This is a genomic window from Streptomyces sp. NPDC087263, assembly GCF_044744645.1.
Classification (GTDB): Bacteria; Actinomycetota; Actinomycetes; order Streptomycetales; family Streptomycetaceae; genus Streptomyces.
The window spans coordinates 273,964-300,534 of sequence record NZ_JBIUYT010000005.1 but is presented as its reverse complement, the minus strand read 5'-3'; the positions used below and the strand labels follow the sequence as shown (position 1 = coordinate 300,534).

27 protein-coding genes and 1 pseudogene are annotated in these 26,571 nt (G+C 70.7%); 15 read left to right on the top strand and 13 right to left on the bottom strand.

The features are described 5' to 3' along the window. Nucleotides 1-142: 142 nt before the first annotated feature. Together ACIPC1_RS18450 and ACIPC1_RS18445 are read right to left on the bottom strand one after the other, a co-directional pair. Nucleotides 143-388: a DUF397 domain-containing protein gene (locus ACIPC1_RS18450; RefSeq protein WP_384382894.1), complete on the bottom strand. Its 246-nt coding sequence runs from the start codon at nt 386-388 to the stop codon at nt 143-145. Between the two features lie 3 nt (nt 389-391). Next, nucleotides 392-1,213 carry a helix-turn-helix domain-containing protein gene (locus tag ACIPC1_RS18445; RefSeq protein ID WP_384382987.1) on the bottom strand — a complete coding sequence of 274 codons (822 nt, stop codon included), beginning with the start codon at nt 1,211-1,213 and terminating at the stop codon, nt 392-394. Nucleotides 1,214-1,513: 300 nt separating this feature from the next. On the opposite strand from ACIPC1_RS18445, the gene ACIPC1_RS18440 reads away from it, so the two are divergent. Beyond that, entirely contained in the window at nt 1,514-2,926 is a 1,413-nt protein-coding gene (locus ACIPC1_RS18440) for a hypothetical protein (RefSeq protein WP_402518177.1), read from the top strand. A gap of 35 nt (nt 2,927-2,961) precedes the next feature. On the opposite strand, the gene ACIPC1_RS18435 is transcribed toward ACIPC1_RS18440, so the two are convergent. Further along, a complete protein-coding gene (locus ACIPC1_RS18435) occupies nt 2,962-3,774 on the bottom strand; it encodes an SDR family NAD(P)-dependent oxidoreductase (protein WP_402518793.1) in 813 nt (270 codons plus the stop codon). Nucleotides 3,775-3,926: 152 nt separating this feature from the next. On the opposite strand from ACIPC1_RS18435, the gene ACIPC1_RS18430 reads away from it, so the two are divergent. The 3 genes from ACIPC1_RS18430 to ACIPC1_RS18420 all read left to right on the top strand — a co-directional run bounded on the left by ACIPC1_RS18430 (nt 3,927) and on the right by ACIPC1_RS18420 (nt 5,759). Beyond that, complete coding sequence (locus tag ACIPC1_RS18430; RefSeq protein WP_402518175.1) at nt 3,927-4,481, top strand: ATP-binding protein; 555 nt, start codon at nt 3,927-3,929, stop codon at nt 4,479-4,481. A gap of 65 nt (nt 4,482-4,546) precedes the next feature. Next, a complete protein-coding gene (locus ACIPC1_RS18425) occupies nt 4,547-5,050 on the top strand; it encodes a DUF6624 domain-containing protein (protein ID WP_402518791.1) in 504 nt (167 codons plus the stop codon). Nucleotides 5,051-5,240: 190 nt separating this feature from the next. Next, nucleotides 5,241-5,759 (top strand): hypothetical protein, encoded by a 519-nt coding sequence (locus ACIPC1_RS18420; protein ID WP_402518173.1) that lies wholly within the window; start codon nt 5,241-5,243, stop codon nt 5,757-5,759. Between the two features lie 81 nt (nt 5,760-5,840). Here the strand turns inward: ACIPC1_RS18420 and ACIPC1_RS18415 are convergent, their stop codons facing one another. The 3 genes and pseudogenes from ACIPC1_RS18415 to ACIPC1_RS18405 form a co-directional block, all read right to left on the bottom strand. Then, complete coding sequence (locus tag ACIPC1_RS18415; RefSeq protein WP_402518171.1) at nt 5,841-6,383, bottom strand: hypothetical protein; 543 nt, start codon at nt 6,381-6,383, stop codon at nt 5,841-5,843. An 89-nt stretch (nt 6,384-6,472) separates the two neighbouring features. Beyond that, a pseudogene (locus ACIPC1_RS18410) lies at nt 6,473-6,880 on the bottom strand (SAM-dependent methyltransferase); the annotation flags it as partial. A 253-nt stretch (nt 6,881-7,133) separates the two neighbouring features. Next, entirely contained in the window at nt 7,134-7,340 is a 207-nt protein-coding gene (locus ACIPC1_RS18405; protein ID WP_402518170.1) for a hypothetical protein, read from the bottom strand. Nucleotides 7,341-7,543: 203 nt separating this feature from the next. Between ACIPC1_RS18405 and ACIPC1_RS18400 the strand changes: the two genes are divergently transcribed. Continuing rightward, nucleotides 7,544-7,771: a chaplin gene (locus ACIPC1_RS18400; protein WP_402518168.1), complete on the top strand. Its 228-nt coding sequence runs from the start codon at nt 7,544-7,546 to the stop codon at nt 7,769-7,771. 51 nt (nt 7,772-7,822) lie between these two features. Here ACIPC1_RS18400 and ACIPC1_RS18395 read toward each other — a convergent pair whose 3' ends face one another. Together ACIPC1_RS18395 and ACIPC1_RS18390 are read right to left on the bottom strand one after the other, a co-directional pair. After that, nucleotides 7,823-9,352 carry a M81 family metallopeptidase gene (locus ACIPC1_RS18395; protein WP_402518165.1) on the bottom strand — a complete coding sequence of 510 codons (1,530 nt, stop codon included), beginning with the start codon at nt 9,350-9,352 and terminating at the stop codon, nt 7,823-7,825. A gap of 34 nt (nt 9,353-9,386) precedes the next feature. Further along, a complete protein-coding gene (locus ACIPC1_RS18390; RefSeq protein ID WP_402518164.1) occupies nt 9,387-10,574 on the bottom strand; it encodes an ROK family protein in 1,188 nt (395 codons plus the stop codon). Nucleotides 10,575-10,775: 201 nt separating this feature from the next. Here ACIPC1_RS18390 and ACIPC1_RS18385 point away from each other — a divergent pair, with 201 nt between their 5' ends. The 8 genes from ACIPC1_RS18385 to ACIPC1_RS18350 all read left to right on the top strand — a co-directional run bounded on the left by ACIPC1_RS18385 (nt 10,776) and on the right by ACIPC1_RS18350 (nt 20,080). Next, nucleotides 10,776-12,569 (top strand): peptide ABC transporter substrate-binding protein, encoded by a 1,794-nt coding sequence (locus tag ACIPC1_RS18385; RefSeq protein ID WP_402518163.1) that lies wholly within the window; start codon nt 10,776-10,778, stop codon nt 12,567-12,569. 4 nt (nt 12,570-12,573) lie between these two features. After that, on the top strand, nt 12,574-13,533 hold the full coding sequence (locus ACIPC1_RS18380; protein WP_402518160.1) for an ABC transporter permease: 960 nt from the start codon (nt 12,574-12,576) through the stop codon (nt 13,531-13,533). Next, nucleotides 13,530-14,399, top strand: a complete 870-nt coding sequence (locus ACIPC1_RS18375) for an ABC transporter permease (RefSeq protein WP_402518158.1) — start codon at nt 13,530-13,532, stop codon at nt 14,397-14,399. Before ACIPC1_RS18380 ends, ACIPC1_RS18375 begins: the two co-directional genes overlap by 4 nt. After that, entirely contained in the window at nt 14,396-16,174 is a 1,779-nt protein-coding gene (locus ACIPC1_RS18370; protein WP_402518156.1) for a dipeptide ABC transporter ATP-binding protein, read from the top strand. Before ACIPC1_RS18375 ends, ACIPC1_RS18370 begins: the two co-directional genes overlap by 4 nt. Before the next feature lie 29 nt (nt 16,175-16,203). Further along, nucleotides 16,204-17,118, top strand: coding sequence for an ROK family protein (locus ACIPC1_RS18365; protein ID WP_402518789.1), 915 nt, complete (start codon nt 16,204-16,206; stop codon nt 17,116-17,118). Between the two features lie 117 nt (nt 17,119-17,235). After that, on the top strand, nt 17,236-18,117 hold the full coding sequence (locus ACIPC1_RS18360; RefSeq protein ID WP_402518155.1) for a hypothetical protein: 882 nt from the start codon (nt 17,236-17,238) through the stop codon (nt 18,115-18,117). A gap of 500 nt (nt 18,118-18,617) precedes the next feature. Beyond that, nucleotides 18,618-18,869 carry a hypothetical protein gene (locus tag ACIPC1_RS18355; RefSeq protein WP_384382909.1) on the top strand — a complete coding sequence of 84 codons (252 nt, stop codon included), beginning with the start codon at nt 18,618-18,620 and terminating at the stop codon, nt 18,867-18,869. Between the two features lie 11 nt (nt 18,870-18,880). Continuing rightward, a complete protein-coding gene (locus ACIPC1_RS18350; protein ID WP_402518152.1) occupies nt 18,881-20,080 on the top strand; it encodes an SPFH domain-containing protein in 1,200 nt (399 codons plus the stop codon). A 56-nt stretch (nt 20,081-20,136) separates the two neighbouring features. Here the strand turns inward: ACIPC1_RS18350 and ACIPC1_RS18345 are convergent, their stop codons facing one another. Continuing rightward, nucleotides 20,137-20,352: a hypothetical protein gene (locus tag ACIPC1_RS18345; RefSeq protein ID WP_402518150.1), complete on the bottom strand. Its 216-nt coding sequence runs from the start codon at nt 20,350-20,352 to the stop codon at nt 20,137-20,139. Nucleotides 20,353-20,571: 219 nt separating this feature from the next. Further along, nucleotides 20,572-21,243 carry a LuxR C-terminal-related transcriptional regulator gene (locus ACIPC1_RS18340; protein ID WP_402518148.1) on the bottom strand — a complete coding sequence of 224 codons (672 nt, stop codon included), beginning with the start codon at nt 21,241-21,243 and terminating at the stop codon, nt 20,572-20,574. A 155-nt stretch (nt 21,244-21,398) separates the two neighbouring features. Between ACIPC1_RS18340 and ACIPC1_RS18335 the strand changes: the two genes are divergently transcribed. Beyond that, nucleotides 21,399-24,221: an AAA family ATPase gene (locus tag ACIPC1_RS18335; protein ID WP_402518146.1), complete on the top strand. Its 2,823-nt coding sequence runs from the start codon at nt 21,399-21,401 to the stop codon at nt 24,219-24,221. A gap of 387 nt (nt 24,222-24,608) precedes the next feature. Here the strand turns inward: ACIPC1_RS18335 and ACIPC1_RS18330 are convergent, their stop codons facing one another. Both ACIPC1_RS18330 and ACIPC1_RS18325 read right to left on the bottom strand, forming a co-directional pair. Further along, a complete protein-coding gene (locus ACIPC1_RS18330; protein WP_402518144.1) occupies nt 24,609-25,076 on the bottom strand; it encodes a peroxiredoxin in 468 nt (155 codons plus the stop codon). Beyond that, a complete protein-coding gene (locus tag ACIPC1_RS18325; RefSeq protein WP_402518142.1) occupies nt 25,066-25,452 on the bottom strand; it encodes a DoxX family protein in 387 nt (128 codons plus the stop codon). The genes ACIPC1_RS18330 and ACIPC1_RS18325 overlap by 11 nt, the downstream gene beginning before the upstream one ends. A 206-nt stretch (nt 25,453-25,658) precedes the next feature. Here ACIPC1_RS18325 and ACIPC1_RS18320 point away from each other — a divergent pair, with 206 nt between their 5' ends. After that, nucleotides 25,659-25,832, top strand: coding sequence for a CsbD family protein (locus ACIPC1_RS18320; RefSeq protein WP_384382916.1), 174 nt, complete (start codon nt 25,659-25,661; stop codon nt 25,830-25,832). A 171-nt stretch (nt 25,833-26,003) separates the two neighbouring features. Here ACIPC1_RS18320 and ACIPC1_RS18315 read toward each other — a convergent pair whose 3' ends face one another. Then, nucleotides 26,004-26,411, bottom strand: coding sequence for a hypothetical protein (locus tag ACIPC1_RS18315; protein WP_402518139.1), 408 nt, complete (start codon nt 26,409-26,411; stop codon nt 26,004-26,006). Nucleotides 26,412-26,571: the final 160 nt, after the last annotated feature.

Sequence of the window (26,571 nt, the reverse complement as noted above, 5' to 3'; positions counted from 1 at the left end):
CTCCGCAGGACGACCGACTTCCTCAGTATGGAGGGGACAACCCGCACGGCGGGAGGGTGCGTGCGGGTTGTCCGGTTGTGCAGCCGTGGTGGCGGCCCGCGGGTGACGCGGTGGCGGCCCTACGGCAAAACGATGGCGGGCCTCAGGCGATCAGGAAGTCCGCCTGGCCCGACTTGGCGCCCTGGAGGAACGAGACCATCTCGTCCCGGGTGTACACCAGCGCGGGACCCTCCGGATCCCTGGACTGACGGAAGGCGACACTGCCGTCGGGCAGCCGCTTCGCCTCGACGCAACTCCCGCCGTTGGTACCGCTCCAGGGCTTCTGCCAGCCCTCGGTACCCAGGTCGACGGCCGGCATGCCGCTGTGGATGGGGCCCATGGGTTCCATGGATCACAACTCCTTACGCAGTTCAGCCAGGATGGTCCTGGTTCGAGCGACCGGCTCCGCCTGCACGGACATCCGGTCCAGTACTTCGAGATAGGTGACGACGTCGTCGGGACGGTCGACGTAGACCGCGCCGGCGAGGCTCTCGGTGTAGATGACGTCGGGCAGTTCGGAGAAGCCGAAGCGGAAGTGGTGGAAGGGACCGAACGCGCCGGGGTGTGCCCCCACCTCGAAGCGCATGATCTGGATTCTGACCTTCGGCATGTCCAGGACCTCCTGGAGCCGGTCGATCTGAGCCCGCATCACCTCGACGCCGCCCACCGGACGGCGCAGCACCGTCTCGTCCAGGATGGCCCAGATCGCGGGCGCGTCCGGCTTGGCGAACAGGTCCTGGCGCCTGACGCGCAGGTCGACGCGGCGGGCGATCTCCTCCTTCGACTCGTTGGGGAAGCCGACCCGCATGAGCGCGGTGACGTAGTCGTACGTCTGCAACAGGCCGGGAACGTAGTGGGGTTCGTAGAGACGGATGACGCTGGCTTCGCTCTCCAGGCTCACGTAGGCGCTGAACCAGTCGGGCAGCACGTCGCGGTACTTGTACCACCACCCCGGCTGGTTGGCTTCCCTGGCCATGGTGAGGAAGTCGTCGATCTCCGCCGCCGGAACACCGTAGGTGTGCAGCAACTCCCTTACATACGGGATGCGGAGTCCGACCTCGGCCTTCTCCATCCTGCGAACGGTGAGGGGGGTGACCTCGATCGCGCGGGCCGCGTCCTCGAACGACACCCCGGCCGTCTCCCGCAGGTGCCTCAGCCGTTTGCCGAGAACCATCCGCAGGACGGTCGGTGCGCTGCCGCCGGAGCGGTTGTCGCTCACGTCCTACCTCCCTGAACGGCAATCACAGCGTGCAGTGTGCCACGCGGTCGTTGACAGAGACAGAGCGATGCGGATCGTTCTGAAATTATCAGAACGCCGGTTGCATGTTGAGTGTGTCGGCGACCATAGTGATCGAGTGACCTGTCGCACCGTCACTGGTGAGAAAGGGTCAACTGTGTTGGGCCGTACGGGAATTGGTGCATCGGGGCACATACGGCCGGATGCGGCTGCACGTGACCGTGATGCGAGACCGGGATGGCCACCGTGACCGACGGACAATCGAGGAACCCGGGCAGGGCACCCGCAGGGGCCAACAAGGCGCTGGCGGTGACCCTCAAGGACGCTGCCTGCTCCTACGCCTCACTCGCCCTCCGGGTCAATGAACTGGGCCGCCGTCAGGGCGCCGACTCCCACTACGACAAGGCATCGGTCACTCGCTGGCTCCAGGGTCAGCAACCACGGGGCACCACGCCCGAGTTGATCGCAGCCGTGCTGTCCGAGCGGCTCGGTCGCGCCGTGTCGCCCGCGGACCTCGGCTTCCTCGCCGATCAGCAGCGGCCCGTCGCGGGCCGGGCGCTGGTCTACGGCGAGGACGTCGCGGAAACTCTTCACACCCTGGCCGAGCTGGGGTCCACCGACATCTCCCGCCGCAGCCTCCTCGGCTCGGTCCCCTTCGTCGCCGCCGCGCTGACGAACCCCCAACGTGAGTGGTTGCTCTGGCTGTTGGAGCACCAGGACGACGACCGGCCGAACCTGGCGGCGAGCGGCGGACCGGTCGAGCAGGTCCACGCGATGATCGCCATGTTCGACCAGATGGACAACCAGTACGGCGGCGGCGGAGTGCGCACCAGCATCATTCACTACCTCTCCACCGAGGTCGTCCCGATGTTGCAGCGTCGCGGTACGCCGCCGCATCTGCAGCGCTCGTTGTACGCCGCCGCCGCGCGCCTGGCCGCGATGGCCGGCTGGAGCTCGTACGACGCGGGGGAGTACGGCCTCGCCCAGCGCTACATGACCCAGGCGCTGCGCCTGTGCGCCGAAGGGTGCGACCGGGTCCTCGGCGGCCAGATCCTGGCCGGGCTCTCCCATCTGGCCACCAACCTCGGCCGCCCCGACGAGGGGGTGGCCCTGGCCCGGGCCGGTATCGCCACCGCGAAGGACGCGGGCAGCCCGCTCGGTCTGATGCGCCTGTACGCGATGTCGGCCCGCGGACACGCCGCCCAGGGCCGCTCGGGCGAGGCCACCGAGGCCCTGCGCATGGCGGAGCGGCAACTGGACGCCAGCCGGGGATCCGGGCAGGAATCCGCCTGGGTGCGCTACCTCGACCATCACTATCTCCAGGCCGAGTCCGCGCTCTGCTTCCGCGACCTCGGGCTTGCCGCGCAGGCGGAGCGCACCGCGGGCGAGTCGCTGAGCGCCAACGCCGACCGGCGCAGGCGCCAGGCCATCAGCCGCTCCGTGCTGGCGACCGCCCATCTCCAGCAGGGCCGCCTCGACGAGGCCCTCGGCACCGCCACCGAGGCTCTCGACACCTTGAGCACGGTGCACAGCGAACGGTCCATCCAGGCCTTGCGCGACTTTCGCGGGCGGCTGGAGTCGCGCCGCGGCGAGCCCCTTGTGCAGGACTTCGAACGCAAGGCCCGTCCGGTGCTGGGGGCGGTGGCATGACGGAGCGACCTCGTGTCCTGGAAACCCCCGGCCTCTTAGTAGCCGTCGGGCGAGGGCGCGTTCTGGGCCCGGTCGACGGGGAGATGTGCTCCGGAGATCCCGCTCGACCAGTCGGACAGCAGGAAGGCCACCACACGGGCGACCTCCTGGGGCGCGACCGGCTGTCCGCCCGGGAACTCCGCAGCCAGGAATCCGGCGAAGGCCTCGGGGTCCTCCCGCCGCATACGGTCCCAGCGCCTGCCCGGGATGAGCATCGACCCGGGCGAGACCGCGTTCACCCGGATCCCGTCCGGACCCAGCTCCCGGGCGAGCGATGCCGCCAGGTGGATCTGCGCGGACTTCGCGACCCCGTACTGGATGGGCGGACCGGGCTTCCAGCCGGAGATCGACGAGATCACCACGACCGAGCCGCCGCCGGCGGCCCGCAGATGCGGGACCGCGGCCCGCACCAGCCGTGCCGTATGGCCGACGTTCACTTCCCAGGTGGCCGCCCAGTCCGCGGCCTGCGCCTGCTCGAAGGAGCCCCCGCGAGATCCGCCCGCGCAGGCCACCACTCCGTCGAGACCGCCGAAACGTTTTGCCGTGGCCATGACAAAAGCCTCCAGGCGCTCCGGCTCGGTGACATCGAGCGGCTGGGTGAACAGGGGAGCGTCCAGCGAGCCGGCCAGTGCCGCCAGGCCGAGCGGGGTCCGTGCACAGGTCGCCACCCGCGCCCCCTCGGCCGCCAACAGCCGCACGATCTGCTCACCGAGCCCTCGGGTGCCACCGGTGACCAGTACGCGCTTGCCGCGCACGCCGGGCCACCCGGCGCCACCGCTTCGGTGCACCCCTGCTCGGCCCTCGCTCACATCCCTCACATGATCGAACATACCTGCCACGCCACTACGGCCCAGCAACCGGACAACCCCTGTTCCCCCTGGTCCCCGCCCTGGTCCGGCGTGTTGGCTGCAGAAGTAGCCATCGAGACCGTCCCCACCGTGCTGCACTCGAAGGAGGATCGATGACGGCATCCAGGGCGCATCGCCGCGGGCCGTCGCCCTCACTGGCACGTGACGTCCACCCGGCCGATGACCACGCACCGGCGGGGCGGAGCAGGCCCGCCGGGGCCGCCGTGACTCCGGTTGCCCCACTGATCCCCGAGAGCAGGACCCACCTCCTGCGGACGACGGTCCCCGCCCACCCGTCACGCGCGTCGGGCGTGCGGTCCATGGTGGCCGAGTACCTGACGCGCCTGAGCGTTCCGTCGGAGAGCGTTGACAACGCTGTCTTGGCGACGGGCGAGCTGTTCGCCAACGCCATCAGACACGGCAGCCGCCCCGGCGCGGGCGACTCGATCACCGTCACCGTCGAGTGCACCCGGCGCGACCTGCGCGTGACGGTCGCCGACCGCTCGTCCGCCCTACCGCGCCCCCGTACGGCGGCGGGAGCCGAGGAGTCGGGACGCGGACTGGCCATCGTGGCCGCGCTGGCCGACGACTGGGGCATCGCGCCGCCCGAACCCGGCACCACGGGCAAGAGGGTGTGGTTCGCGCTGGCGCTTCAGGAGACGCGATGAAGAGTTACGCAGGTCACCTGGCCGTCAGTCCTGACGCGCGGCGAGACCGGACGGAGGAGCGCCGGATGGTTCCGGCACTCGCGACGGCGCTCGCCGACGAACTGGAACGCAGGGCCGACGAGGAGCGTCGCCTGATGCGCCAGGCCGGGGCCAGGCCCGCCCCGCAGTCCCGCCGTGCCATCAACGAGCGCCGCCGGGCCAACGCCGCGGCCCTCAGGGCGATCGTCGACCACCATGGCTGGCCGGACGCCGACCTCGTCGGCACACCCGCCTCCACGGCAGCCCTCGTGATCCTTCTGCACGCCACGGACCTCGATTTCCAGCTCAAGTGCCGCGATCTGATCGCGCAGGCCGCGGCGGACGGGCGCTGCCCCGCCCTGCATCACGCCTATATCGCCGACCATTGCGCCGTCGAACAGGGGCAGCCGCAGTTCTACGGCACCCGCGTCAATCCCGTGACCCTGCGCCCTTATCCGATCCGCCGACCGCAGACCCTCGACGAGCGCCGCCACGATGTCGGCCTGGGCCCGCTCGACGAGCAGATGCGGACGCTGCGCGCGGGCGGGTGAGACAGCCGGGGAACGTGATGTGCGGCACGTACCGAAAGACCGGCGAACCGCCCCGCGAGGGGTTGTGGCTGCGCACGGCTTGATCGCCGATCAAGCAGAGGGAAATCCCTGGCCACGGCATGTCCCGCTCATTTGACACTGTGTCGGGAGCACAGATAGGAAACAGCTCTCTGAGGTGGAGAGGTGCACTGTGCGCGAGCTGAACGTGGTCGGGGACTGGCAGGAGTACGAGGAGCATGCCGGCCTCCGCGTCCGCGTCCACGGTGTGGAAAAGGCGGAGCCACCACGAGGGCGTGACGACGCCGCCGAGGAACTCACCTACTTCCGATTTCGCGTCACCGTGGAAAACCGCACGAGTGAGCACTTCGGTATCCATCTCGAAGACGGTCAGATCGATATCCGCGTCGGCGACGACGGCGAGAGCGCGTTCCTCGACTGGCGGAACTCGCAGTTCATCGAGGGCTACGACCTCTACCCGCTGCGCCGGGCCACCTCCGTCCTGTACGCCGCCTGCCCCGACGCCCGGCTGTCCCGGGTGGACATCCAGATCCAGCTGAAGGTCGACGAGGAGTGGACCGAGCGCTATCTGTGGGCCGGCGGAATCGCCTCCCGCGAGCTTCCCGAGGACACCGGAGAGCGTCCCGACCCGGGCAGGGACAGCCTGGCCTGCCAGGTGAGCAACTTTCTGCGGAAGGAAGCGGGGCCGTGAACCGCGCGTTCCGGCGGGCGGGGCGCGGCTGCCTCCGGCACGGTCGGCGTCTCCCGCACGCCAGGACGTGCCGGGCAGTCCTCAGTGTTCCGCGGCCGGGTTCCCCTCGACCCACTGAATGAGCAGTTGGCGCACATAGGGGTTGCCCTCCTGGGCGGCGTGCGCCAGCCGTTCGGAGCCCGCCCGCGCCGCCCGCCAGGCCGCCGGCGTGTCCTCCGCGTGCGCGTGGTCCGCGGCGCCGAGTGCGTCGGCCGCGAGACCCCGCAGTTCCTCGGCCAGATCGTCGTCGGCCGCGGCCCGGTGCGCCTCCAGACGGAGGGCCGCCATGTCCCGGGAAGAAGCGGAAGGCAGCGCCGCGGGCTGTGCGTACCCGCTGACGGCGATGACGACACAGAAGGTGGCGATGTCCTGGCGGCTCTCGCGCTGTCCCTTCGCGACGGCGGGCGCGAGCCATTTCGGTGCCCGCCAGTGCGAGACCGAGGTGGCCACGAGGAGGGCGACGGCAAGCACCACGAGGGGAATCCAGCCACCCAGGGAGAAACCGATGGGCCCGAGCACCAGAAAGCAGACCCCGCTGAGCATCCAGATGCGACGGCGGCCGAGCCTCAGGTGTCGGGGATCCATACGGTTCAGTGTCGCAGGAGGGCCTGTTCCGGAGTGAGGGGGCGGGTGATTTCGCGCAAGGGCTCACCGCCCCATCAGGTACGTCCGGATCAGGACACCGTGCGGCCCACCCCGCCGTAGGCGTCGACGGCGATGCCGGTGCCCTCGGAACCCCCGGCGTCCGGACGCCACTTCGTGACCTGGACGATGCCCGGCTCCACCAGATCGAGCCCGTCGAAGAAGCCGCCGATCTCCTCGACGCTGCGGACGTAGTACGGCACGGCGCCGCTGGAGTTGTACGCGTCCGAGGCGGCGACCATTGCCTCACGGGTGGCGGTGCCGTCACTGATCACGAGGTAGCTGTCCGCGGGGAGCCCGCCCAGGATCCGGGACACCGGACCACGCGCCTGGTCGTGGTCGGCGACGTGGCCGAGGGTGTTGAGGATCATCAGCGCGACAGGCTGGGACAGGTCGAGCGTGGCCGTGGCGGCTTTGAGGATGGCGTCGGGTTCATGAAGTAGTTCCCAAAGCGCGCCGAGTGCGGCTTGGTGGTGTCGATACGAGCACGCATCCCGGCGGCAACGAGTTGAGGGTCCGGGTCCGGCACGAGGGCGCCTCCTGAGCAGCGGTGTTCGACGGTCGACCGTCAACCTGGACGAACGGGTGCGCTCCACGCCTCGATCCGATGCCCCAACTCCTTGCGGGGATAGGGATTTTGGCCAAGCGGCCGGAGGACTCCGGCCGCTTGGAGGGACCAGCGGAATTTCGAACCTACGGCAGCAGCTTGTCAAGGGCCGCGGGCCCCTCCGCCGCCAGTTTGCGCTCGGCCCAGGCGAGGTTCTTCGGGGTGATGTCCCGGCCTGCCGCGAGGACCAGGTCCTCGGGCGTCACATCGCCTCCGGAGCCGGTGTGCAGCAGCGCGTCGGGGGTCGCCATGTCGTCGGACGGCAAGGACGAATCGGGCTGGCTGGTTGACATGATCTCTCCCTGTTCCACCTGATCTCCTCTCACGCTACGGGTATTCCGCGAGCCCCGCTGCCCCGCGTGACGCGTCCTGCCCAGGCGCAGCTCGGTGGCCCTCGCCGAGGGGCGTCCCCGTTCGGGCGTACAGCAATGTCGTCCGGCGGCCGCCGAGGTGATGGTGGAGGCACTCGCAACCCCGCGACTGATCGGAGCTTGTCATGCGTATCCGTCTGATGGCCGCCACCGGGCTGGCGGGCGCCGCCCTGCTGCTCACCGCCGGAGCCGCCGCGGCCGACCCCCACCCGGACGGTGTCGCCGTGGACAGCCCCGGTGTCCTGTCGGGCAACGTCGTCCAGATCCCTGTCGACCTCGACCTCAATGTCTGCGGCAACTCCATCAACGTGGTGGGGCTGCTGAACCCGGCCTCCGGGAACGAGTGCCCCTGATTGGAGTGCGGTGCCGGGCAGGGATTCCCTGCCCGGCGTTGCTCCGCCCGCTCAGTCGTCCTCCCCGGTGAGCGGCTCGTTCGAGGGCGCGATGAGCCGGGCCGTGAGGTCGGGCTCGGTCATGTCCGGGTCGAACGGGAACATGGGGCGGCGGATGCGGCGGTGGCCCAGGCGGACGAGGTCCTGGTCGACACCTCCCGGGGTGAGCGCGAGCTTCCAGCCTTCGGACATGTCGAACAGTTCCGGTTCGAGGTAGCCGATCTTGACGATCACGACGTCGGCGCCGCGCGGGTCGAGCGCGAGGTCGGTGAAGTCGTGCTCGTGGTGGTACGGCTTGCGCAGCCGGGTCAGGATCACGTGCACGCTGCCGACCCGCAGGACGACCTCGGTCCCGGCGTCCCGGTCCCCGTGCCGCACCGCGTGGACCACCCCGGTCATCGTGAGCGGACCGGCATGCCGGTCGTCCACCTCCGCTCCGGCCGTGACCGTGACGGTCGCACCGACGCCCGCCTTCTCGGCGACCTCGACGGCGTCCGGGCCCGGCACCGAGGCGTAGATGACCACAGGGCCTGACGGGTCCTTGAACTCCGGCCGGGCGAGCACGCGTTGGAGCCCCCAGGTGACATCTCCGGCGCCGCCCGCCGTCGGGTTGTCGCCGGTGTCGCTGACGAAGTACGGCCGGGCGTCGGCGGAGGAGGCGAGCGCCTCGTCGAGGCACTCGTCCAGCGACCCGGTCGGCGCGACGAACGCGAACGCGCGCCGTGCCTCCCAGAATCCGCGGGCCAGCCGCTCCGCACCCGCGGTGACGGCGGGCGCGGACGGGCCGGTGACGAGGACCGCGGCCCGGTTGCGCGGCTCGTCCGCCCAGGCGTATCCGACCCAGATCGCGGCGTCCAGGACGCCGTCCGTCGCCTCCACCTCCTCGACCGCGGCGTAGACGCTCCTGGCCGGTTCGATGCGCGTGGAGGTCTGCTCGCCGGCCAGCAGGACGGGCACCGGGATCCAGGCCTTGAGCGGCCGGGGTGCACCGGTCGTGAGCAGGTTCACGAGATTGCGCGCGGCCCGCTCCTTCGTCTCCAGGTGGTCCTCGTGCGGGGCCATCCGGTAGCAGGTGATCAGGTCGCTCATGTGGGCCAGCTCGCGCGACACGTTGCCGTGCAGGTCCATCGAGGTGGACACGATCACCTCGGGCCCGACGGTCGCGCGGACCCGGGCCAGCAGGACGGCCTCGGCGTCGTCGATGCCCTCCACCGTCATGGCGCCGTGGATGTCGTACCAGAGGCCGTCCGGACGCGGCAGGTCCGCGAGCCGCTCGACGAGTTCGTCGCTCAGCTCGGCGAAGGCGGCGGCGGTCACCGTGCCGCCGGGCAGCGCCTTGCCGACGAGCGCGCCGTGCCACTCGGCGGCCTCGCGCAGCGGTGTCCGGGGTGCGAGGAAGGGATAGCGCGTCAGGACGTCCTCGCCGCGCAGTGGATGGAAGGCGGGAGCGCCGGTCCGCGCGGGCGAGAACGTCGACGACTCGATGCCGAGTCCGGCGATGGCGATGACGGGACGGGCGACTGCTGTACGGGATCGCGGCATGGCTCCTCCTTGCGACATGGCCTTGGCCGGTGGGTCAGGTGGTGGTCACGGCCTGGAGCGCGTGCGCCAGGGCGTGCTGGAGCGCGAACTGCCCGGCGCCGACGAGCCCGGCATCGGCCCCGAGGCTCGCCCGCTCGATCACCAGATGCTTGGTCACCAGCGGATGGCAGCCCTCGTACAGCTGACTGCGTACGGCGGCGACGAACGGTTCGAGGGTGGAGACGATGCCCCCGAGGTACACGGCGTCGGGGTTGAAGAAGTTGACGTTCGCGGCCAGCACCATGCCGAGGTAGCGGCCGGCCTGGCGGACGGCGCGGGTCGCCTCCGGGTCGGCGTCGGACGCGAGACGGACCACGTCCTCGATCGACGTGACGTCGAGTCCCTTCTCGTGCAGGATCCGGACCAGCGCCGCGCCCGAGGCGACGGTCTCCAGACAGCCGGTGTTGCCGCAGGAGCAGGGGATGGCGTGGCCCGCCTCGACCCGTACGTGGGTGATCTCGCCCGCGGCGCCGGACCCGCCCCGGTACAGCCGCCCGTCGACGATGACCCCCGCCCCGATCGCGGACCCCGTCTTCACCATGATCGACTGCCGTCGCCCGGCAGGCTGGACGCTGTGCTCGCCGACGGCCATGCAGTTGGCGTCGTTCTCGATCGCGGCCGGCACGCCGAAGCGGTCCTGAAGCCAGGCCCGGACGGGAAACCGGTTCCAGCCGGGCATGCGGGACGGCAGTGTCACCACGCCGGAGGCCACGTCGACCGGCCCCGGCAGGGAGAGGCCGACACCTCTGAGCAGGTGCCGGCCGTGCTGCTCCGCGAGGGACTCCAGTGTCTCGGCGAGCCCGGGAAGCGCGGCCTCGGGCCCGTCAGCCGTCGGGAACGGCACGGTCGAGACATCGGTGATCCCGCCACCGGGGAGTACGACGCCGACGTGAGCATGTCTGCCGCCGAGCTCGGCGGCGATCGCGAACCCCTCGCTGCCGCCGAGGCGCAGGACCTTGCGCGGGCGGCCTCCGGTGGAGGAGCGCGTGCCTTCCTCCGCGACGAGTCCGAGGGCGACGAGCTGGCCGACCGTGAGCGAGATCGTCGACGGCGCGGCGCCGAGCAGTTCGGCGAGCTCGGTGCGGGTGGTCGCCTGCCCGGAGGAGAGCAGTTCGAGGACCCGCTCGGCCAGGGACGAGACGCCGGTGACACCCCTGCGGTGCGTCGCGCCCTTGTCAGGCATGGGTTTTTTCAGTCATGGACGAAATAACTTCCGACGTGGGGTCCGAGGCGATGAGAGTACGTCCAGAAGCGGCTCTTCTACTTTTTTCAGAACAGCAGAAACAGACTTTTTACAGGAACGCGTCTGTTTCTTCGACCAGTCGGGTCGTTGACTGGCTCCCGCCACCCGCCGTTGTTCCCCCTGCGGATTCCGAGGAGAGCCATGTCCCCTGCTCGCACGACACTTGTCGCCGGTGCCGTCGTCACGGCGGGCGCACTGCTGCTCGCCGGATGCTCAGGGACGGGCGGCACCTCGTCCGCGTCCCCCGACTCCATCAACTACGCGCTGCCGGCGAACTTCACCCCGAACTGGATCCTGCCGATCGGCACCGCGGCCCACCTCAACACCAACAACAGCTCCATCTCCGACAGCCTGTGGGAGCGGCTGGTCGCGTACGACGGCTCGACCGGCAAGGTCGCCTGGAACAAGAAGGCGTCGATAGCCACCGCCGCCGACTTCGCCTCCGACGGCAAGAGCGTCAAGATCACGCTCGGCGACCGCACCTGGAGCGACGGCAAGCCGATCACCTCACGCGACGTCGAGTTCTGGTTCAACCTCATCAAGGCGAACAAGGAGGAGTGGGCGGGCTACAACCCTGGTAAGGCGCCGGACAACTGGACCTCGCTCAAGACCGTCGACGACCGTCACTTCACGATCACCTTCGACAAGGCCTACAACTCGCAGTGGATGCTCGCCAACGAGCTGGTCGACATCCACCCGCTCCCGCAGCACGCCTGGGACAGGACGAGCGCCACGGCCGCGGTGTCGGACGCCGACCGGACGGCCGCGGGCGCCAAGCAGGTGTGGACTTACCTCAACAACGCGGCGAAGAACATCTCCGGGTACGCGAAGGACTCGCTGTGGAAGACCATCAGCGGCCCCTACTCGGTCAAGTCCTTCTCGACCTCCGGCAAGGTCGTGCTCGCCGCCAACACGAAGTACGACGGCGGTGAGAAGCCCGGCATCGCGACCGTGAACCTGCTTCCGTTCACCACGGCCGACGCCGAGAAGAACGCGCTGCGCTCCGGAAGCGTCGACTACGGCTACATCGAGGCGACCGACCTCGACCAGAAGGACAGCTTCACCGCGCAGGGCTACTCGGTGAAGCCGTGGTCCGGCTGGGCGATCACGTACATGCCGTACAACTTCAACAACCCTTCCATGGGCGCCGTGTTCAAGCAGCTGTACGCGCGCCAGGCGGTCCAGAAGTCGATCGACCAGGACACCCTGGCGAAGGTCATCTTCAACGGCACCGCCGTCCCGGGTTACGGCCCGATCCCGCAGGGCCAGTCCTCGGACTTCCTCTCGCCGACGCAGAAGAACAACCCGTACCCGTTCTCGACCTCGGCCGCCAAGTCGCTGCTGACCGGCCACGGTTGGACCGAACAGGACGGCGTCATGGTCTGCACGGACGCCGGCAGTGGTGCCTCGCAGTGCGGCGCGGGGGTCGCCAAGGGCACCAAGTTCCAGATGGAGGTGCTGTCGCAGTCCGGCTCGACGGTCACCGACAACATGATGAGCGCGATCCAGTCCTCGCTGGAGAAGACCGGGATCAAGTTCACCATCAAGACCGCGCCCGTCAACTCGGTGCTGTCCCAGACTCCGCCGTGCACCGCGAGCGAGTCGATCTGCAAGTGGCAGCTCTCGTACTTCGGCACCGCGGGCAGCTGGTACTTCAACGCCTTCCCCACCGGTGACTCGCTCTTCCAGACCAAGGGCGGCTCGAACTTCGGCAACTACTCCAACCCGGAGGTCGACCAGCTCATCTCCGCGTCCACGACGTCGAACGACGCGCAGGCGGTGCAGGACTACAGCGCGGCCGTCGCGAAGGACCTGCCGGTCATCTGGCTGCCGGAGCCCGACTACCAGATCTCGGTCGTCAAGGAAGGCCTCGGCGGTTTCTCGCAGGACTCGCTCGCCAACTTCCACCCGGCCCAGTGGAAGTGGAACAGCTGACCGCATGGACACGCTCCTCTATCTGACCCGGCGCGTCCTCCAGTCCCTCGCGGTGATCCTCATCGTGACGGTGGTGGTCTTCTGTCTCCTGCACGCGCTGCCCGGGGGTCCCGCACGCGGGATCCTCGGCCCGCAGGCCACGGCCCAGCAGATCGCGCAGTTCAACCACGAGCAGGGCCTGGACCGTTCACTCCCCGTGCAGTACGTCTACTACCTGCGCACCCTCCTGCACGGCGACCTCGGCACCTCGTACACCCTGAACGAGGCGGTGTCGCGGCTCATCGAGCAGCGACTCCCCAAGACCCTCGTCCTCACCGTGCTGTCCGCGCTGGTCGGGCTCGCGCTCGCGATCCCGCTCGGCATGTGGCAGGCGGTGCGGCGCAACAAGCCGGCGGACTACGTCATCACGACGCTGAGCTTCGTCGCGTACGCGACGCCGGTCTACTTCCTCGGCCTCGTGCTGGTCCTCGTGTTCACTCAACTCCTGCCCTGGTTCCCCTCGCAGGCGCCCCAGGGCGACACACTCGGGCAGGTGCTCGCACAGCCGAACGCACTCGTCCTGCCGGTCGTCGCGGGAGCCGCCTCGATGGTCGCCGTGTTCAGCCGGTACATGCGCGCCGCGACCCTGGAGAACCTCTCCGAGGATTACGTACGGACCGCGCGGGCCTGTGGCGCGCGGCCGCGCGCGATCCTGTGGCGGCATGTGTTCCGCAACTCGCTCACGCCCGTCATCGCGATGCTCGGCTACTACATTCCGGTGCTCTTCGGCGGTGCGCTCGTGGTCGAGCAGCTCTTCAACTACCCAGGAATGGGGCTGCTGTTCTGGAGCGCCGCGCAGTCCTCCGACTATCCGGTCCTGCTCGGCTGCGTCCTGGTCATCTCCGTCGCGACCGTCATCGGCACCCTGCTCGCCGACATCGTCCAACGGATCGTCGATCCCCGAGTGAAGGCGGGCCGGACATGAGCGCCGTACTGACCGTGGAGACCGCCGCCGGCTACAGCCTCTCCGTACGCCGGTTCAGGCGGAACAGGCTCGCGGTGGCCGGACTGGCCGTCGTCGTCCTCTTCCTGCTCTTCTGCTTCGTCGGCCCGTGGATCTACTCGACCGACCAGACCCACACGGACCTGACCCAGGTGAATCTCGCGCCGAGCGGCGCGCACCTGCTCGGCACCGACGCCGTCGGGCACGACGAGCTCGGGCGGCTCATGTTCGGCGGCAAGGTGTCGCTCCTCGTCGGCCTCGCGGCCGGCATCCTCGCGACCGTCATCGGCACGCTCTGGGGAGCGGTCGCCGGGTACGCGGGAGGCTGGATCGACGCGGTGATGATGCGCGTCGTCGACGCCGGGATCGCCATCCCGGCGCTCTTCATCCTCCTCGTCGTCTCCGCCATCACGACCCCGGACACCTGGGGCCTCGTCCTCATCCTCGGACTGGTGTCCTGGCTCGTGCCCTCACGCCTCATCCGGGCCGAGACGCTCACCCTCAAGGGCCGCGACTACGTACTGACCCTCCGCGCGATCGGCGGCACGCACGGCCGGGCGATCGCCCGGCATATCCTGCCGAACTCGGTCTCGACGATCGTGGTGGCGGCGACGTTCCAGGTCGCCGACGCCATCCTGCTCGTCGCCTACGTCTCCTATCTGGGCCTGGGAGTCCAGCCACCGGCCACCGACTGGGGCGGCATGCTGTCGGCCGGTCTCACCGCCGCGTACTCCGGCCGCTGGTGGCTCATCGTGCCGCCCGGGCTCGCCATCATCGTCGTCGTCTGCGCGTTCAACGCGATCGGCGACGGTCTGCGCGACGCCTTCGACGTACGGGGGCGCGGATGACCGCCGACATCCTGCGGATCGAGAACCTGGGCGTCACGTTCTCGACCGAGACGGGCGACGTGCCCGCCGTACGTGAGGTGTCGCTGCACGTGCGCCCCGGTGAAACGCTCGCCCTCGTCGGCGAGTCGGGCTCCGGCAAGTCGACGGTCGCGCTCGCCGCGATGGGGCTGCTGCCGGGCAGCGCCCGCGCCACCGGCCGCGCCCTGGTCGACGGGACCGACGTCATCGCCGCCGCCGAGGCCGACCTCATCGGCCTCCGGGGCCGTACGGCGTCGATGGTGTTCCAGGAGCCGGCGACCGCACTCGATCCGCTGACCCGGATCGGCGCGCAGATAGCCGAAGTCGTACGTAACCACCGGCGCGTCACTTCCAAGGACGCGGCCCGGGAAGCGGTCGAACTCCTGCGCCGCGTCGGCATCCCGGACCCGGAGACGAGGGCGTCCGCGTTCCCCTTCCAGCTCTCCGGCGGACAGCGGCAGCGCGTGGTCATCGCCATGGCGATCGCGAACGCGCCGAGCCTGCTCATCGCGGACGAGCCCACCACCGCGCTCGACGTCACCGTGCAGGCCGAGATCCTCGACCTGCTGCGCGCACTGGCCGCCGACTCCGGCACGGGGGTTCTGCTGGTCACCCACAACATGGGGGTCGTGGCGGACTTCGCGGACCGTGTCGCCGTGATGCTCCAGGGAGAGGTCGTGGAGACGGGTCCGGTGGAGGAGGTGCTGTTGCGTCCCACGCACGAGTACACCCAGCGACTGCTGGGGGCGGTGCCACGGTTGACAGTCGCTGAGGTCGCTGAGGTCGCCGAGCCCGGGGCGGTGCGGGACGGGGCCGTCCACGGTCGGTCCTCCGCCGGCGCGGTGGTGGATCTGCGGGGGGCGGTGCCGCAGGTGACGGTTGCCGAGCCGGGGGCGGTGCGGGACAGCCCCGTCGACGGTCGGCCCTCCGCCGATCCAGTGGTGGATCTGCGGGAGGTGTCGGTGCGGTTCGGGCGTGGGCCGCGGGCCGTACGGGCGCTGAGCGAGGTCTCGCTCACGGTCCGGCCCGGCGAGACCGTCGGCCTCGTCGGCGAGTCCGGCTCGGGCAAGTCGACCGCGGCCCGTGTCGCCCTCGGCCTCCTGTCGCCGTCGTCCGGTTCGGTCGCGCTCTTCGGCGCCGACCTCGGCCGGACCCGGGGACGGGCCCGCCGCGCCCTGCTCTCCGGCGTCGGTGTGGTCCTCCAGGACCCGGTGGCCTCCCTCGACGCCCGGATGAGCGTGGGGGAGTGCGTCGCCGAGCCGTTGCGTGTCCACCGCCGCGGGATGTCATCGGCGGAGATCCGGGCCCGGGTCGGCGAGGTGCTCGAACTCGTCCGGCTGCCTAGGGACTTGGCGCAGCGCGGCCCGCGCGAGCTGTCGGGCGGCCAGCGTCAGCGGGTGAGTCTCGCCCGCGCACTGGTCCTTGAGCCGCGGCTGCTGGTCGCCGACGAACCGACGAGCGCCCTCGACGTGAGCGTGCAGCAGTCGGTACTGGAAGTGATCGCCGAGCTCCAGGACGAGCTGGGCTTCGCCTGTCTGTTCGTGTCCCACGACCTCGCCGTCGTGCAGCAGTTCGCCCAGCATGTCGTCGTCATGCGTGCCGGGCGCATCGAGGAGGAGGGCAGTACCGCGACCACGCTCCTGCACCCGAGGACGGACTACACGCGCCGACTGATCGCCGCCGTACCCGTGCCCGACCCGGTCCTGCAACGCCGACGGCGCGAGGAACGTCAGGCCGTCCAGGGGGTGAAGGCGTGAGCACCTCCGAAGTCCGCCCGGCGCCCGGGGTGTTCGCCGGTGTCGACATCGGCGGCACGACCACACAGGTCCTGCTCTGTACGCCCGACCTCGACGTGGTCGACTCCACGGAAGTGCCGACACCGGCGAGCGAGGGCGGGCAGGCGATGGTCCGCGCCGCGCTCGATGCACTCGGCGTCCTGCGAGCCCGGGTTCCCGCACGGCTGCTCGGGATCGGCATCGGCGCCGCCGGTGTCGTGGACAGCCGCGCCGGGCGCATCCTCGTGGCGAGCGACTCCTTCAACTCCTGGGCCGGCTTCGCGGTGACGGCGACCGTGGAGGAGGCGCTCGGCGTGCCGGCCTTCCTCGACAACGACGTGAACGCCTTTCTCCGCGGCGAGGCGGCCAAGGGCGCCGTCAGGGGCGAACCGTACGTGCTCGGGATGACGCTCGGCACGGGCGTCGGCGGTGCGCTGTGGCTGAACGGCGAACTGCTCGACGGCCCGCACGGAGCGGCGGGCGAGGTGGGCCACGTCCCGGGATTCGGCGACCTCCCCTGCACCTGCGGCGGTCGCGGGCACCTGGAGACACTCGCCTCGGGCCGCGCGATCCGGGCGAGGTACGGCGAGCGGACCGGACGGCTGCTCACCGCACGAGGTGTCGCGGAGGCGGCAGTCGACGGTGACCCCGACGCGATCGCCGTGTACGAGGCGGCGGGCGCGGGAGTGGCACGCGCGATCCTGATCGCGGCGGGCCTGGCCGACATCACGACGGTCGTGATCGGCGGCGGTGTCAGCGGGGCATGGGATCTGCTCCAGCCATCGATACGGGCCGCACTAGCCGCCGAGCCGCCCGTCAGCGGGCATCCGATCCGGGTCGTGCAGGCCGGGCTCGGTAGCGGCGCCGTCGCGATCGGGGCCGCCTCCCGTGCGCGTACGGAACTCGGCGTGGTCGCACAGGTGTAACTGTCCTGTCCTGGATGCCGAGTTGACGCCTGGCGTTCTCAGCATTGGTTTGTACATGCCCGCGTTTCCAGGCCAGACTGTGCGCCGAACCAGCGCCCCCCACCGAGGAGTAGACACATGCGCATGCTCGTCAGGCAACGTTGTCAGGCAGCTTTGGCCGGTCTCGTCACGCTCGCCACGGCCGGTGTCCTCACCGTCTCCGCCACCGCGCCCGCCGCCGCGGCGGACACCTGGACCGAGGTGGGCTCGGACCGCGCCGACCCGCTGGCCGAGAGCCAGGGCCTGACCTCGGTCGAGGTGCCGGCCGGAAGCCCGAACCGCTACACCGGGGTCGGCACCATCCCCGTCGACGTCTACGCCCGCGGCTGGAACCACGTCGGCGACCCGGACGCCTCCTCCAACGGCTACTACATCGAGCCGTACCAGGCAGACGGCGGCACCGCCAAGATGTTCCGGGTGCAGGCGCCGGGCGGCGGCGCGTGGTCGGAGTACGTCCACACGCTGAACTCCTGGGAAGCGCTGAACAACTCCTGGGTCGCCATCTCACCGAGCGGCTCGTGGATGGTCAACGGCGAGTACGGCACCATGACCAGATTCCTGGTCTTCCCGACCCCGGGAGTGAACCCGAGCACCTCGCCCTCGGCGGACCTCCCGCTGGCTTCCACCATCACCCTGGACCACGCCGTACGTGACGTACAGGGCTGCGACTTCGTCACCTCGACGCAGTTGCTCTGCTCGTCCGACGACCCGGCGGGCACGCTCTTCGGCTACACCAAGCCGCTGCTCCAGATCGACCTGTCCGCCGAGCCGGGCAGCGCCAATGTGACGGGTCACGTCACGGCCCTGCGTCAACTCCCGCTGCGCAGCGGCTGCACGGGCACCTTCGAGGCGGAGGGCATCGACTACGACCGGCGCACCGGCACCCTGCGCGTCATCGTCATCTCGCCCGGCTTCTGCGTCCTGACCGACAGCATGACCTACAAGTTCACCAAGAGCTGAGCACCGACGCCGGGGGGTGTCCGAGGGGTACGTGGTGCCCGTCCGGCCGGATCTGAGCCGGACTCCGCCCCGCCACCACCTCGGGCCCTCCCCGGCGCGGCCACCTCGCTCCACCCTGTGGGCCGGACTCGGCGCGGACGCGTGAACGGACCGAGAGGAATGGCCCACCGGGTATCGGATGGCGTACCCCCGCCGCTGCCACCACGCCCGCCGACACCGCCGCCCCGCGGGCGTCCTCGCGGGCCCCGTCGGCGCGAGCGAGCAGCACCGGCCCAAGCCCAGGGCCTTCGACCTGCGTCCAGGCCCACCGCTCCGGGCTCGGACTGCGCCCGGAGAAGACACCCGCCCCCTTCGCTCACGGCCCGGAGACCGGCGTGCGGATCCTGGACCCCCCCCGGACCTGCCGCGCACCCTGCCGATCGAGCGGGGTCAAACTGCCCAAGCAGTACCGGTAGGACTACAGTCGATAGCACAACCCTATTGATGGGGGGATTCCGGCGGTGGTGCAGGATGAGGCCGTGATCGGCTGCACGGGGGAGCTGATCATCGGCACGCGCGGAACCGCCGGCCCCGGCGAGATCCTGGTGCGCGTCAGAGGCGGTTCCGAGACCTTTCTCGCCTGGTCCCAGGAGCCCCTGCCCACGGGAGCGACGGTGCTCGTGATCGAGTCCCGGGGCTGTCGTGAGGTCGACGTCATCAAGTGGGCCGATCCGCTGGATGTACTGGGCGACGGCCACGCCGACGCCGGCTGAGGAGGAGAAGCATGTTTGGTTACCGCGTTCCCGCTCCCGATGAGGCGATGCTGATCTCGGGAGGCAGGCGGGGACTGGGCGGCGCGCCCTTCCGCGTGGTGACGGGGCATGGCAAGTTCGTGCTCCCGGTCTTCCGCAAGACCCGCTTCCTCACGCTGTCGATGTGCGAGGCCGAAGTCACCGAGACCTGTGTCACCCGGCAGGGCATCTCGCTGCACGTCCGTGCCGTCATCGCCTTCAAGGTCGGCAACGACACGGAGAGCATCATCAACGCGGGGCAGCGCTTCCTCTCCGACCAGGAACAGATGTCGGTGCTGACCGGCCGGATCTTCGCCGGGCACCTGCGCTCCATCATCGGCTCGATGACGGTCGAGGAGATCGTCACCGAGCGGCAGAAGCTCGCCGCGGAGGTCCTGGACACCTCGAAGATCGAGATGGCGAAGATCGGCCTGATCGTGGACTCGCTGCAGATCCAGTCGATCGACGACGGCGACACCGGCTATATCGAGGCCATGTCCGCTCCGCACAAGGCGGCCATCCAGCGGCAGGCGCAGATAGCCCAGGCCCAGGCCACCCAGGCCTCGGTGGAGGCGGAACAGGTCGCCGCGCGCAACCAGGCCGAGTACGCCCGGCAGACCGCGATCGTGCGCGCGGAGTACTCGGCCGAGGTGGACCGCGCGCAGGCGCAGGCCGCGCAGGCCGGACCGCTCGCGCAGGCCCACGCGCAGCAGGAAGTACTCGCCGCCCAGACCGAACTGGCCCAGCGCGCCGCCAAGTTGCGGCAGCAGCAGCTGGTGGCCGAGATCGTGAAGCCCGCCGAGGCCGAGGCCGAGCGGATCCGGGTGCTCGCCATCGCGGAGGCGGAGCGCATGAAGATCCAGGCCGCGGCTGCCGCGTCGTACGACCGCGTCGCCCTCGACCGGATGCTGATCGACCAGCTTCCGCTCATCGTGAAGGAGGCCGCGGGCGGCCTCGCGGGCGCCAACGTCAATGTCCTCAACGGTGCGGACGGCCTTGGTGAGATCGCCGCGGGCCTGGTCGCCCAGGGCCTGACGATCCTGGACTCCGTCCGCCAGAACCTGAACGGCCAGAACGCCGACGGCGGCGCCGAGAAGGTCAAGGGGCTACCGGAACTGCAGGGGTACTCGAGTACGTCGGGGAAGGGCGCCGGCGAGGGAGAGCGGGAGGACGGCCCCGGTGACGCCCGTTAGGGCGGTTTCGGTGCGACCGCGCGAACACGGGACCGCGCTCCGCAGTTGACGCTGCGTCAGGCGAGCCAGCCGGTGGATCCCGACCCCGGGGGAAGAGCACGGGAGTTCGGGACGGAGGCGGCGGGGGGTCTGGGAAGAAGACCCCCCGATGCGGGATCGGCGTTGACGATCCAGTCCAGTTCGCGCTGGAGCCTGCGCGCCTCGGTGCGGACCTGGAGCGGTATGTCGCCGCGCTCGGATATCAGTTGGGCGTAGATGGGTGCGTCGTGCACGGTTGGTGCTTCTCCTCGGGTCGGTGCCTCGCCTCTACGGTAAGGCCGCGGCGTCGCCGCAGGACTCATCCTCCCAGTTCGGACAGAACCGGAAGCACGCGGCCAAGGAGTGACATGTTCAGGGCGCGAGTTGGTGTGTCGGCGCGGGCGATACGGGTCCGCCTGCGTCTGTCCGTCGATGGAGTTGCCCGAACGGCCCCTGTGCGAAGGTCCGTTCGATCAGAGGTAGCCTTCGCGGAGGGCATAGGCCACGGCGTGTGCGCGGTTGCGCAGCTGCAGCCGGGTGGTCAGCCCGTGCATGACGTTCTTGACCGTGCGTTCGGAGTAGGACAGCTTGCCCGCTATCTCCCCGGTGTCCATTCCCTCGGCCACCAGCCTCAGGACATCGACCTCACGTGGTACCAGGCCGGTGAGCGGGACACCGGCCTGGCCGGCGGCAGTGCGCTGGAGTGAACCCACCTGAGTGATGAGGCGTCCCAGGAGATCCGCCGGCAGATCACCGTCGCCCCGAGAAGCGGCGAGCACGGCCTGCACCAGCCGGTCCGCACCGGCCTCGTGGCGCCAGACGATCGCCCCTACTCCGCACTCGACGACATCGAGGAGCTCGGCCTCACGGATCGCGCCCACCACGAGGACGGCACTCGCGCCGTCGCCGCGCACCAGCTTGCGCAACAGCGAGAGGGTGCTCTCGTCCGGCGTCTCGCTCACCATGACGGCCACCGTGCCGGGACCGGCCTCCACCTCGTCGAGAAGATCGATCACCGGCTGCTGCCCCAGCAGACTGCGTACTCCGGCCCGGGAGATCGGGTCCGGTGCCTGGACCACCACGGGGATGCGCCCGGTGGGCCGGTGCGACCCGCCTGCGTCAGTGGTCGGTGGTGAGCTGCGCAACCGTTACTCCCAAGTCCGCATGCCGGTGGCCCCCGTGCCGTCAGTGCCCGATGGGCTTGTTCCAGACTTCTGGGCCGGGTGCGCCCGCGCAATCGTGGAGGACCACGAGACGCACCACGAGATCGATCATGAAACCCCCACCGGAGGAGGTATCGATGTGTGAACCCGGACCGCTGCGTGAACGCCGGGAGGCCCTGCGGCTGCTGGCGGCCGAGGCGGATCGTGCCCGGGCCGGGTCCGGCCGCCTGGTGCTGCTCAGAGGGGCGACCGGCACAGGCCGCACAGCACTCCTGGAAGCCGTCGCCGAACAGGCACAGGCGCGCGGTACGCGGGTGCTGTGGGCCCGCTGCCCGCCCGACGACGACGCCCTCCCCTTCGCCGCGGTGCTCCGGCTGCTGTCCTTCACGGCCGGGGTGACAAGCGCTGCCGAGCCCTGCCCGGAGCACGGCGACACGGGGTACGACCGGACGTACGCCGCACAGCTGTGGAACCGGTTGCGCGCGTACGCCGACGGCGAGCCCCTCCTGGTGGCCGTGGACGACGTGCACTTCGCCGACGAGTCCTCGCGCCGCTGGCTCGTCGACGCCGCCCGGCGACTCGACGGACTACCCCTTCTGCTGGTCGTGACCGAGCGTTGCCAGTACGACATCGATCCGCCCTCGCAGGGCCTGGCACACACGCTCTCACCGACCCTCGTACACACCCACACGCTCGCCCCGCTGAGCGCGAACGCCGCCGCGCAGCTGGTCCGTTCGGACGCCGCGGCCGCGAAACCCGAGTGGGTGGACGACTGCGTACGGGCCGGTGCGGGCAGTCCGCTGCTGCTGCGCGCCCTATTGGACGATCTCCGTGCGGCCGAGCCAGAGGGCACCCCGCCCGAAGCCGTGCCGGAGACCTGCGCGGCCCTGTATCCGGGTGCCTACCCGGCCGCCGTCGCCTGGTGGCTGGACAGCGCGGGACCCGCGACGGCCGATGTCGCCCGCGCCCTCGCGGCGCTCGACGGTGACGTCCTGGACGACGGGCAGGGCGAGGGGACGGCCGAATTGCTCGCCCGGATGGCAGGAGTCGACCCCGCGAGAGTGCCGGGCTGGCTCACCGCCATGACCCGCCTGGGACTGCTGCGCCCCGATCCGGACGGCAGGCCGCGCTATGCCCACCCCCTGTTGCGGGACGCGGTGCTGAGCGGCTGGCCCGGCGCCCGGCGGCAGGCGGCCCACCGTACGGCGGCCGAGGTGATGCTGCGCCGCGGCGCTCACGCCGAAGCGGTGGCCGGACAGCTCCTGCGGACGCCCGCGGTCGGCGCGGGCGCGGAATGGGCCACGGCCGCGCTCCTGGACGGCGCGAGCGTCGCGGTCCGGCACGGCAGAACCAAGGACGCCGTGTCCTATCTGCGCCGGACGCTGGAGGAACCGCTGACACCCGCCCGCCGGGCGACGGTCCTCATGGAACTGGGCTCCCTGGAGTTCGCGGCCGCCCGCTCCTCGGCCGGGATACCGCGGCTCGCCGAGGCGGTACGGCTGCCGGGCATGCCCCGGGACCGGGCGCGGGCGGCGGTCGCTCTGGGTACGGCGCTGGCCCTGCGGGGCGAGGGGCGTGCGGCGGTCGACGCGCTCCGCGGCCTGGACGAGCAGCTGGCGGACCACCCCGACCTGATCCGTCTGCTGCAACTCGCCTCGGCGCTGCTGTCGGACCACGACCGGGCGATCAGGCAGGAGGCCTACCGATGGCTGTACGACACCGCCGAACGGTCACCGCACCTCATCGGGACGGCAGGCCGGGCACTCCTGGTGCGCTACGAGTCCACGGCAGGCCACATTTCCGCGGCCACGGCGATGGAGCGGATCCGCGAACTCCTCGACGAACCCGCCGACCCGTACGCGGAACCCTTCCTGCTGGGCACCGCCGCCGCCGTCGCGCAGTGGGCCGACGAACCGGACGAGGCCGAAGGACTGGTGGCCCGCGGACTGGCGGGGCAGCGCCCGTCACTGCTCCACCCCATGCATCCGGCGCTGCTGAACGTACGGGCGGACATCGCCGCGGGCCGCGGAGCGTACCCGGATCTGCTGGCCGACCCCTGGGACTGGCAGGTCACCGAATCCCGTCCCCACCGGTCCGATCCGTCCAACGCGCACGCACACGCCGTACTCGCCCTGGTCGAGACGGGGCGCACAGCGGAGGCGGCGCATCTCGCGGACAGCTTCGATCTCCGGGACGCGCACGACTCCTGGGAACTCAACCGATTCCTGTACGCGCGGGGCGTGCTGCGGTCCGCGTCGGGTGATCAGGCGGGCGCGCTCGCCGACTTCCTGGAATGTGGGCGGCGGCAGTCCGCGCGCGATGTGGTGAGCCCGGTCGTCACGCCCTGGCGGAGCGCGGCCGCCGACTGCCGTGTCGCGCTCGGACGCCCGCAGGAGGCCCTCGCCCTGGCCCGGGAGGAAATGCGGCTCGCGCTGGTGTGGAACACCCCGCGGGTGGTGGGCCGCGCGCTGCGGGGGCTCGCCACGGCGACCGGAGGCCGGCGCGGCCTGGAACTGGCCGACAGAGCCGTGCGCATGCTCCGGGACGCCGCCGCGCAGACCGAGCTGATCCCCGCCCTGATCGCGCAGGGGCGGCAGCTCTCTGCGACGGGTGACCGGGCCCGGGCCCGGGCGGCTCTGCGGGAGGCCGCCGAGCGTGCGGAACGGCTGGGCGCGGTGCGCATGCGGGCCCTCGCCGAGCAGGCGCTGCCCGAAGCACGCTCCCGCGGCGCCGTGACGGCGCTCACCGGCTGGGCGGCACTGACCGGCAGCGAACGCCGCATCGCCGCGCTCGCCGCCGACGGCCGGACGAACACCGAGATCGCGGAGCTCCTGCACCTGGCCCGGCGCACCGTCGAGACCCACCTCACCAGCGCCTACCGCAAGCTCGGCATCCGCCGCAGGGCGGAACTCCCCGCCGCGATGGGCGAACGGACGCCAGACCCGACGCGGGGCGCCTGAGGCCGGGGGGCACATCCTCGGCCCTTCGCGCAGCGATGCCGCTGTCCTGGGTTCGCACACGGGAGGCGCACCCTTCACACGGGGCGCCACCCGCCTTGCCGGAGCGCCCGGTCTCACTCCCTCCCGGAAGCCGGACGAGGCGCTGAGAATGAGGCCCGGTGAACAGGTCCCGCCCACCATCCGCAGAGGGGCGGGGCCTGTTCACGTGGGCGCGCCACCGTGTCGGGCCCAGGAGGCTCCCGGTCGTGGCGGATGTGCTGTCGATGCCGCCGCAACGCGGGATGACTCGCGGTGGTACGCCCGGACCGGCCGATGACGCCGAATCGGGTGCGCACGCCCCCTCGATCGGGGCGATGTACCTGTCGGAGTACTGGCCCGATGGGCGACTCAGCCTTTGTGGGCATGCAGCGCGGCGAGGGCGCGGTCGGCGTGGGCGCTCATCCGCAGTTCGCTGCGGACCACCTCCAGGACCGTGCGGTCCTGCGCGATGACGAAGGTGACCCGCTTCGTGGGCGCCAGGGCGAAGCCACGCTTCACCCCGAACTGCTCACGGACCGTTCCCTCGGTGTCCGACAGCAGCGGAAAGCCGAGCGTGTGGCGCCCGGCGAACTCCTGCTGCCGGTCGACCGAGTCACCACTGATCCCGACCGGCCGCCCTCCGGCGGCGGCGAACTCGGCGGCCAGATCACGGAAGTGGCACGCCTCGGCGGTGCAGCCCGCGGTGAGGGCGGCGGGATAGAAGAACAGCACCACCGGTCCCTCGCCGAGCAGCTCCGAAAGTTGCCGGACCGTACCCGTCTCGTCCGGCAGAGCGAAGTCCTCGACCGTGTCACCCACAACCGCACTACTCGACATGCCGTTCCTCTCCACCCTTGGCGACGCCACGTGCCCACAGCACGAGCGGTACTTGCAGCGGAAGCCGCGCCAGGGCCGCCGCTTTGAGCGGTGCGGGCCTGTGACGCCAGTCCACGGCCATCTGCACATTGGCCGGAAACACCCCGACGAAGAAGGCGGCGGTGGCCAGCGCGGCGACTCGCCGGGTACGCGGCAGCGCCACCCCGGCCGCCAGCGCGAGTTCCGCCGCACCACTCGCGTACGTCCACGCCCTGGGCGTCCCGGGCAGAGCACTCGGGATGATCGCGTCGAACGGGCGCGGAGCGATGAAGTGAGCGGCGCCTGAGGCAGCCAACAGGCCGGCGAGCAACAGGGGCGAGCGTTCCGACCGTGGCACGGTTCCTCCTCTGGACCTGTCGCGCGACATTACTGGATGGTAAGTCGGTGGGATTGCGGGGGGTGCCGCTCGCCTGATGTTCCTCCGGGCCGACGCCCGCACCCGAGAAGGACCGGCCAGGCGCGATCAGTGTGTTTGGAGCGGATTTTCTCGGTGAGTCGTACAGGTGGATCGCAAGTGTCGAGCGAGCGAGGATGTGAACCGCGATGGCCAAGAACCAGAAGGCGAAGGCCAAGATGGAGCAGGCCAAGGGCAAGGCCAAGGAGGCCGCCGGACACACGGTCGGCAACGAGCGTCTGACCGCCGAGGGAAAGACGGATCAGGCGAAGGGCGACGCCCGCCAGGCCAAGGAGAAGGCGAAGGACGCCTTCCGGCACTGACGCCACACCTACGCCGCAGGGTCCGCCGCACTCAGGTGTGGCGGACCCGCTTCGTCGTGCGTTCCTGGGGGCGCACAAAAGACGGCCTCCGTGTGCGTTCCCGGGGCGGGCAAAAGGTGACCCCGGTCAGCGTTCCCGGGCACGGACAAAAGGCGGCCCCCGCCCGCGCCCTCACGCCGTCAGCGCCTGCCGCGGGGCGGCCGTCGGCGTGTGCCGCGGTGCGGCCATCAGCGTCTGTCGCGGCGCGGCTGCCAGTGCCTGCCGCGGTGCGGCTGCCAGGGATGCTGCGTCGCGCACCGCCACCCCCACCGGATACGTGGTCTTCGCCGGGTCCACCACCGGATCTCCCAGCACGAGCAGGCCCGCCGCGTGCAACGCGTCGCACTCGTCGGTGGGCAGCGCGACATGGCAGCCTCCGCGCGCGGCCTGCGAACCGACGGACTGCCAGTAGCCGTACCGCCGACGCCCGTTGGCGTGCACCGTGAGGAAGACGGGACCGCGCTGCTCCATGACGAGACGCAGGACTTCGGCGCTACCGGGGCTGAGCGGAGCGCCTGTGCGGGGGAGTGCTCGGAGCATGGGTCACCGGCCTTCGGTCGGGGCCTGCGGCATGGCGCGGCGGTGGAGAGGGGGCGTCATGTGCGGGCGGCCTTTCGACGGACGGGGATCGATCGCGCACCGCCGGGAGCAGTGACGTTCTCGCTGCTGAGCATTGTTCCCGAGGGCACTGACAACGCGG